The 8,471-nt window shown below is 65.5% G+C and carries 6 protein-coding genes and 1 tRNA gene; 4 read left to right on the top strand and 3 right to left on the bottom strand.

The genetic code is table 11. The annotated features are described in order from the left end of the window. Nucleotides 1-397 (bottom strand): PPA1309 family protein (locus NL1_RS31995; protein ID WP_067847494.1); only part of this gene is annotated, 397 nt, incomplete at its 3' end. Nucleotides 398-595: 198 nt separating this feature from the next. Here NL1_RS31995 and NL1_RS31990 point away from each other — a divergent pair. Continuing rightward, entirely contained in the window at nt 596-3,577 is a 2,982-nt protein-coding gene (locus NL1_RS31990) for a UPF0182 family protein (protein WP_067847490.1), read from the top strand. Between the two features lie 103 nt (nt 3,578-3,680). Here NL1_RS31990 and NL1_RS31985 read toward each other — a convergent pair whose 3' ends face one another. Then, on the bottom strand, nt 3,681-4,217 hold the full coding sequence (locus NL1_RS31985; RefSeq protein WP_067847487.1) for a transglycosylase family protein: 537 nt from the start codon (nt 4,215-4,217) through the stop codon (nt 3,681-3,683). 597 nt (nt 4,218-4,814) lie between these two features. Here NL1_RS31985 and NL1_RS31980 point away from each other — a divergent pair. Further along, nucleotides 4,815-4,888 (top strand) — tRNA-Met (locus NL1_RS31980). Nucleotides 4,889-5,783: 895 nt separating this feature from the next. Here the strand turns inward: NL1_RS31980 and NL1_RS31970 are convergent. Beyond that, the gene (locus NL1_RS31970) at nt 5,784-6,389 is read right to left on the bottom strand and encodes a DUF8020 domain-containing protein (RefSeq protein ID WP_067847481.1); all 606 of its coding nucleotides are present in this window, start codon (nt 6,387-6,389) and stop codon (nt 5,784-5,786) included. A 294-nt stretch (nt 6,390-6,683) separates the two neighbouring features. On the opposite strand from NL1_RS31970, the gene lppU reads away from it, so the two are divergent. Together lppU and NL1_RS31960 are read left to right on the top strand one after the other, a co-directional pair. After that, a complete protein-coding gene (gene lppU / locus NL1_RS31965; RefSeq protein ID WP_067847478.1) occupies nt 6,684-7,340 on the top strand; it encodes an LppU family putative lipoprotein in 657 nt (218 codons plus the stop codon). 135 nt (nt 7,341-7,475) lie between these two features. Beyond that, nucleotides 7,476-7,982: a YbhB/YbcL family Raf kinase inhibitor-like protein gene (locus NL1_RS31960; protein ID WP_067847475.1), complete on the top strand. Its 507-nt coding sequence runs from the start codon at nt 7,476-7,478 to the stop codon at nt 7,980-7,982. The last annotated feature ends 489 nt before the right edge of the window (nt 7,983-8,471 follow it).

The following is an 8,471-nucleotide window of genomic DNA, read 5'->3' as shown; positions in this document are numbered from 1 at the left end:
GGGCCGCGGCGTCGGCGGCCTCGTGGTCGGCGAGCAGCGGGGCGAGCGCGTCGTCGAGGGTGCTCTCGGCGTCCGGCGGCAGCACCACGATCTCCTGCACCAGCACGCAACCCCGTACGGCGGGCGGCCAACTCGTGGTGGCGAGGAATTCGTCGAGCGCCATCGAACCGCCGGTGATGTCGTCGGGCAGCGGCTCCTGCGCGACCGGGGTGAGCTCGTCGCCCTGGTCGATCTGATCGAGCAGCCCGGGCTCGGCCGCGACCAGATCGGCGGTCGGCACCAGCGCGAACATCTGCGGCGGACGGCCCCAGCCCTCGGCGTCGGCGAACTCCGCGACCTCCCGGACGGCGCGGGACAGAACAAGCTCGGCGTGCAGATCGGCGTTCACGGTGGACATCCTCGCATCACCGCCACCGGCGGCTCAGCGAAGCCGCCGAAATCGCTTCTGCCGAGCTCATCGAGGCCACCGCCGACGTGGCGATGTCCGTTTCCGTAGAGTGGGCGCCAGACGGTCCGCGAGGACCAATCGCAACGTCGGAATGCGGCGCACCGACCCTCGAGGCGTGGGCGCCGCCGGACCCTGGAGAGTGGCACCGTGGGCATGCGGCCCCCAACCGGCTTACCTTCGTTGTCCCGACGCAGCCGCGTGCTGCTGGTGGCGGCCATCGTCTTGGCGGCGTTGCTGCTGTTGGGACCACGCCTGACCGATACCTATACCAACTGGCTGTGGTTCGGCGAGGTCGGTTTCCGCAACGTGTATCTCACGGTGCTGCGGACCCGGATTCTGCTGTTCGTCGCGGTGGCGGTGTTCGTCGGCCTCGTGGTGTGGCTGGCGCTGCTGCTCGCCTATCGGACCAGGCCGGTGTTCGTGCCGGTCGCCGGCCCGAACGATCCGATCGCCCGGTATCGCACCACCGTGATGAGCAAGCTCAAGCTGTTCGGCATCGGCATCCCGGTGCTGCTCGGTCTGCTCTCGGGCCTGGTGGCACAGTCGAACTGGGTGACGGTGCAGCTGTTCCTCAACGGCGGCTCGTTCGGCGAGACCGATCCGCAGTTCGGTCTCGACGTCGGCTTCTACGCCTTCGATCTGCCGTTCTACCGGATGGTGCTGAACTGGCTGTTCGTCGCCGTGGTGATCGCGTTCTTCGCGAGTCTGGTGACGCACTACATCTTCGGCGGCCTGCGGCTGAGCGGGCGGGAGGGCACGCTCACCAAGCCCGCGCGCGTCCAGCTCGCGGTGATCGCCGGAATCTTCGTGCTGCTCAAGGCGATCGCGTACTGGTTCGACCGCTACGAACTGCTCTCCAGCGCCCGCAAGGAGCCCACCTTCACGGGTGGTTCGTTCACCGACATCAACGCGGTGCTGCCCGCCAAGCTGATCCTGTTGTCCATCGCGGTGATCTGCGCGCTCGCCTTCTTCGCGGGCATCGTGCTGCGCGATCTGCGCGTGCCCGCCATGGCCGCGGCGCTGCTCGTGCTCTCCTCGATCCTGGTCGGCGCGGTGTGGCCGCTGGTGGTCGAGCAGTTCTCGGTGCGCCCGAACGCCGCGGACAAGGAGTCGGAGTACATCGAGCGCAATATCGCCGCGACCAGGCAGGCGTTCGGCATCACCGACGACATGGTCGACTACCAGAACTACAAGGGTGACGGCACCAAGAACCCGCGCGACGTCCCCGCCGACCGCACCACCATCTCCAATATCCGGCTGCTCGACCCGAATGTCCTGTCGCCCACTTTCACTCAGCTGCGCCAGCTGAAGAACTTCTACGGCTTCCCCAACCCGCTCGACATCGACCGCTACACCCTCGACGGCGAGGTGCAGGACTACGTGGTCGCGGCGCGCGAGCTGGAACCGCAGAGCCTCAAGGACAACCAGACCGACTGGATCAACCGGCACACCGTCTACACCCACGGCAACGGTTTCGTCGCCGCGCCGGCCAACCGCATCAACAAGGCCGCGGCCAAGGACGCGACCGTCGCGGGCAGCAGCGACAGCGGGTACCCGGTCTTCGACGACGGCCCGATGAGCTTCGTCAGCGACATCTCCACGCCGCAGGACCGCCAGGCCATCAAGGTCGACCAGCCGCGGATCTACTACGGCGAGCTGATCTCCCAGTCCGACGCCGACTACGCCATCGTCGGCGCCGCCGGGCAGCCCGCGCGCGAATACGACCTGGACAACGTGCAGTACACCTACACCGGTTCCGGCGGCGTGCCGATCGGCTCCTGGTTCAACCGGCTGGCCTTCGCCGCCAAGTACGCCGAGCGCAACATCCTGTTCTCCGGCGCCATCGGCGACGACTCGAAGATCATCTTCAACCGCGATCCGCGCGAGCGGGTCGAGAAGGTCGCGCCCTGGCTGACCGCCGACGGCAACGCCTACCCCGCGGTGGTCGACAAGCGCATCGTCTGGATCGTGGACGCCTACACCACACTGGACAACTACCCGTACGCGCAGAGCACCTCGCTGGAGGGTGCGGTCGAGGACAGCGTCGACAAGAAGACCGGACGGCTGCTGCCCCGCAAGGAGGTCAGCTACATCCGCAACTCGGTGAAGGCCACCGTCGACGCCTACGACGGCACCGTCACCCTGTTCGAGGTCGACACCACCGATCCGGTGCTCAAGGCCTGGCGCGGCGTGTTCCCGAACGCGGTGAAGTCGGAGAGCGACATCTCGCCGGAACTGCGCTCGCACTTCCGCTACCCGGAGGATCTGTTCAAGGTGCAGCGCGAGATGCTCACCAAGTACCACGTGAACGATCCGCGAGAGTTCTTCACCAACAACGCGTTCTGGTCGGTGCCCAGCGATCCGACAATCGAGGGCGGCACCTTCAAGCAGCCGCCGTACTACGTGCTCGTCGGCGATCCGAAGACCGGACGGGCGGAGTTCAACCTGACCAGTGCCATGGTGGGCTTCAACAGGCAGTACCTGTCGGCCTATATCTCGGTGCGTTCGGATCCGGAGAACTACGGCAAGTTCACGATCTTGCAATTGCCGACGGATTCGCAGACGCAGGGTCCGCAGCAAACGCAGAACACGATGACCATCAACGACGAGGTCTCACGCGACAAGACGTTGTTGCAAGGCTCGAACAAGATCAAATACGGCAACCTACTGACCTTGCCGATCGCCGACGGCGGCATTCTCTATATCGAGCCGTTGTATACCGAACGCAACAGCGGACCGAACACGTCGACCTTCCCGCAGCTGGCCCGCGTGCTCGTGAGTTATCGCGATCCGGCGACCGGCTCGGTGATGGTCGGCTACGAGCCGACGCTTGCCGCGGCCCTCGACAAGATCTTCCCCGGCAGCGGCAGCGCCGCGACGGCGCCGGGTGTCGAGACGCCGAACCAGCAGGGGACGACTCCGCCGCCCGCCCAGGGCACCGCCTCGCCGCCGCCCGCCCAGGGGACCACCCCGCCGCCGCCCAACGCGAAGGACGCGGCGGTCCTGGAACTGGATGCCGCCCTGCGCAATGTGCGTGACGCCCAGCGCAGCGGCGACCTCGCCAGCTTGGGCGCGGCGTTCACCAGGCTGGAGCAGGCGATCAAGGTCTACGAATCCAGCGGTCGCTGAGCCGAAACGCCTTGCGGCGCTGAACCGAAAAAGAAAGCGGCGCTGCCATCCCCAGTGATGGCAGCGCCGCTTCTCTGTGCTGTGCGGTGACGGGGTTTCGGCGTCAGTTGCCCAGCGAGTCGATCAGCGCGCCGTGCTGCTGCAGCAGCTGCTGGAATTGGCCCTCGAGGCCGTACTGCTTGGCCAGCTCGGCGCCGGAGCTCGTCACCTGATCGATGACGTCCTGGCTCTGCTCGGGCGCGGGGGCGGGAAGCGCGGGGGCGACGGCCTCGGGCTCCGGCTCCGGAGCGGACTGGCCCGCCTGCAGGTACTGGCCGCACGTCGGCCAGGCGCCGACGCCCTGGGTGGCGAGCACGTTCTCGGCGACCCGGATCTGCTCGTCCTTGCTGGCGTGGTTGGCGTAGCCGGTGCCGCCGTTGGCGGTCCAGGTGCTGTGCGAGAACTGCAGACCGCCGTAGTAGCCGTTACCGGTGTTGATCCCCCAGTTGCCGCCGCTCTCGCACTGGGCGACACCGTCCCAGTTGTGGGTCGGCGCGGCGGAGGCGGTGGCGGCGGAGAGTGCGAACGGGACGGCAACAAAGGCGCCGGTGACGGCGGCGAGGCCGAGGGCGCGGGTGCTGAACTTCCGGTTCTGAGACATGGTGGTTTCCCTCCCTGCGCCCACCGACTTCGACGACTGCATCGCGTCCCTGTCCCCAGGAGGTCGGGGATCCTCGAACCGCGGGACAGGGTCGCCGGTGTTCGGCGGTTCGAGTTCGTGCCCATCACGGTTGATCCGGGCCGTGGACCGACGGTAACGAATAAATCTCGGCAGATCACATCTTGATAACTCAGTGAATTGCATGAAGCGAATAACGCGAGAATCGGTATTCGCACTGGTCGGCAACGTCTCGAGTATGCAGTCTGGACGGTACGTTATTGCATCGTTATGTGCGCGAGATCACCATGAGATAGTGACGGCCGTCACGTTTGAAATGCAAAACTGGACGGTTGGCTGCCTCGAATCGCCCCGCTCTTCCCGCTCGAGACACGCCTGCGTGCGCCCGGTCTCACCCTCCGGTTCACGCCCCTGTGTCGGTGCTCACACTCGCGACCAGCGGTGACGTGCCGCGTCGCGAAGGCCGACCGTTCGCGCCAAGCGCTCGAAGCCCGCGCATGCCGCTGACCTGGCCGGATAGTCCCGCGGGTAAGCGATTTGCCTTCTCCGCGTAGACCTGTGTAATGTTGTGTTCACCGACGCGGGGTGGAGCAGCTCGGTAGCTCGCTGGGCTCATAACCCAGAGGTCGCAGGTTCAAATCCTGTCCCCGCTACAAACGGCCCAGGCCAGTGAGATTTCGATCTCACTGGCCTGGGCCATTTTTTTTGCCTTCTACACCTGGGTGGACTCGCGCAGGCTCGCAAGAAGATTCCGCAATCCGTCCACGCCAGACGATTTCGACGGGCGTACGGCAGATATCGCACGGCGATGTCTGTGCCATAGCAGACATCCAGTCCGTCGCCGATCGGGCGCAGCAGTCCGCCGGTTGGGTCGGATCGGCCGTGATCCCGGTTTTCCCGTGCCGTGCACCAGCACAGCGGTCCAGTGGACGTTCCGTGCCGAGGCTCACCGCACGAAACTCGGCAGAAGAATGCGTTCTCCGTGGCAACGAATTCGTCGATGCGCTGTGTTCCGGATCGCTGCCTGCTGAGCCTGGTTCGAGGCCAGGGATGACTGCCGGTACCGTACCGTTGCACGGTCTATGAGCTGCGGCGGGGAGGGGAGTCGGATGCCGAAAGAGGTTGGCGGGAAACAGTTCCGACCGCCGGAGGATGCGCAGAAGCCGAGCAGGCAGTCGATTGCCGAGGCGAGGGCGGCGTTCGCCGAGTTCGATAGACATGCGGGGCGTCACCGTGGTCGCTACCACGAGGAGGAGTTGGTTCCGCCCGGTGCAGGCGCGCTGGCGGTAATGCCACACCGGGTGTACGGCGACCGCTCTGTCGACCAGTGGCCGGGTAGTGCGGACGAACAGGCAGCGCTGCGGGTCCGCGCCGAATCCGCCGCCTCCAGCACCGGATTCGAATCGCGTTGCAGTGGGCTGATCGGAACCCCCGGGGCGTGCCGTCATCGCCTGCCGATTCTCGGGTGAGCCGGAGGCGATGTCGGTGGAGTGGTCGGCGGTCGGACGCGCGCGGTGCGTCCGGCCGCCGACGATCTCCGGGTGTCGATCAGGGCTGGCCGCTGATGGCCGCGTTCATCGCGTCCATGAACGGCTGGCCGCCCATGATGTACCCGCCCGCGATCGCTCCGATGGCGGCGCCGACGGGGCCGGTGATGATGCTGAAGAAGCCCAGGCCGAGCACCGCGCCGATCAACCCGCCCAACAAACCGCCGGCTACCACGCCGACGACGTTCTTGTTGAGCTCCGAAGTGAGGCGCGCCATGGAGTCGACCTGCTGCAGTTCGCCGATGGCTTTCGCGTCCGCCGTCGGCGTGAGCGTGAGCTTTCGGCCGTCGGCACTGATCTCGTTCGCCACCGACAGGCGGTGTCCTGAGAGTTCGTATGTCAGCGGCACGTCGATGACGACCGTGCCGCGATCGGACTTCAGCAACACCTTGGCGCCGTTGTCGGCGAGCTCGAACCGGCCGCCCTCGACGGTGGTCGTGACGACGCGAGAGGAATCGGACAAGACGGCGTGGTAGCCGACTTCCTGATCGACGCCGGACGTCGAAATCTCTTGCTTCTCGGGCGGATTGGCATTCACGGTACCCGCAGCGATTCCCACCACGGCGGCGACCAGAAGGGTCGTCGTGGCAAGCGTGCCGAACTTCATGCTGAATTTCCTTCTGACGAGATCTCCGGCTCCTGTGGCCGGATGGCGCGTGACTGTATAGCGCACCGGCGGCCCAATGCCCGAAAACGTTTGTTCACAAACATAAGCGGCAGGAAAACGTACGGATCGTTGCCTTTTCGTGACCTAGTCGAGCGACCGAAATGCCCTCGGCGGCCGCCGATTCGACAGCGCACCGGGAGGTGTGTAAGCATTCCGTGAGTTTTCAAAGTGAAAGTTTCGGACTTCAGATCTCGTAGGGTGAGATCGGAGCGTGACAGCTGTGGAGGGCGAGATATGTCGCGCCAACGTATCCGTGCCGGTTTCGCCCTGGCGGCATTCATGCTGGTGTGCGCATTGTGCACATTCCTCACGATCATGGTGGCGTTTTCCATGGACGGTCCGGAGCCGACAGGAAACGCGAGCCCGGCCGTCGTGGAAAGCGTCAGTGCAACAACAAGATCGGCGGTGCCGACGACGTCGGTCGAGCCCGAACCGGCCCGTGCCGAGCCTCTCGCCGAGGGCATGCTGAGTCAGGCGAGCAAGGCTCCGACCGCGATTCAGATGAATATCGGCGACTGCGTGCTGCTCGGCGACGGCGCGAACGCGATCGAGAAAGCCGCCTGTGGCAGCGGCGGTTCCGGCTACAAAGTCTTCGACAAAGTGCCTGCCGACGGCGCCTGCCCTGCCGACGCCGACAAGGCTTACGGCGTGCGCGTGCGCGACGTCCAGCACGGGTCGTTGTGCATGGATATCGACTGGGTTGTCGGCGGTTGCATGGAACTCGTCAACGGCAATCCGAAACACATCGATTGCGCTGCCGGGAACTCGGCCAAGGGTGTGCGGGTGCTGGAGGTCAAGCAGGGCGTCACCGATGTCAACCAATGCGCTTCGGGGAATTACGGATTCGTTTACAATCAGCGCCGTTTCGTTGTGTGCGTCGCCGAGCTCTGAGTTCTGGAGGCGTTCGGGCTGCGACTCGGTGGCGGGACGGCAGAACAGGTCCGGTCGGCATCTGAGCAGGTCCAGACGGTGACAGGCGGCGAGTCCTGCCGGGCTGAGTGACGCGGCGGCGTCATAATCCAGGACGTGAACGCCAATGACGCTTTCCTGGCCACGTTGCGGCACGAGAAATTCGTCCCGGACCGAATCGACGCGTTCGCGGGCGTCGAAGCATCGGTGAAATATGGCGACGTACGGGTGTCGCCGGGTCTACAGCTGTCGGTCGAGCAGACGGCGAGCATGCCCGACCTGGAATGGCCGCTGCGGGAAAAGGGCTCCGGTGTGTACGCGGTCCTGATGTTCGATCCGGACGCACCATCGCGGTCGACATCGCACGGACTGTGCTGGCTGCATTGGGCGGTGGGAAATATTTCGGGACTCGACTTCGCCCAGGGCGTCGAGATCGTGCCCTACGCCGGTCCGACTCCGCCCAAGGGCTCGGGGCCGCACCGGTATGTGCTCGTGGTGTATCAGCAGTCGGAGGAATTGAGCGTGCGGCAGCTCGACCGCCCGCGGTTCGATCCGCTGCGCTTCGCGCATTCGCACTCGCTCGAGCCTGTCGCCGCGAATTTCTTTGTCACCGAGAACGATTAACGGACGCGCCCTCTGTTAGGCGTCGGGCGGCGCGACGCGGCCGGACATTCGGCGGCCCGCGTCAGCCGCTGATGGCGACCTGCGGGCCGAGCGGGGTTCAATTCTGGATCGTGAGTGTTTTAGTTCGGTACGCCGGATCCTCGCTCGATCCATCATCGCCACGAAATCTCGAACTCGCCGATTGATCACAGACAGCAGCTGTGGTCTTGCACCTGCCGAATCAGCAGTAGGCTCAGGCGTTTTCAAGGTTGCCCCGATACCGACATTGCCACCGATTTGAAACGCCCGACTGCCAGGCGGGGGGCGAACTGGATAGTGGCGCGCCGCCCGATCATGGCGCGTTGGAAATCGCCGTGCGTTATCCCGCCGATTCGTAGAGGCTACAAACTTTTGGGCGAGGTCCGGATTGCCCGGCGTCATGGGGTGCGGGTCGAGCTCGAGTCTCCGCACTCGATCACCGAGGGGTAGTCGACCGGCGCTGTCCCGCGC

It is taken from the genome of Nocardia lijiangensis NBRC 108240 (assembly GCF_001613045.1).
Lineage (GTDB): Bacteria > Actinomycetota > Actinomycetes > Mycobacteriales > Mycobacteriaceae > Nocardia > Nocardia lijiangensis.
Note: the sequence above shows the minus strand (reverse complement) of the source record. Positions and strands in the feature narration are given on the sequence as shown.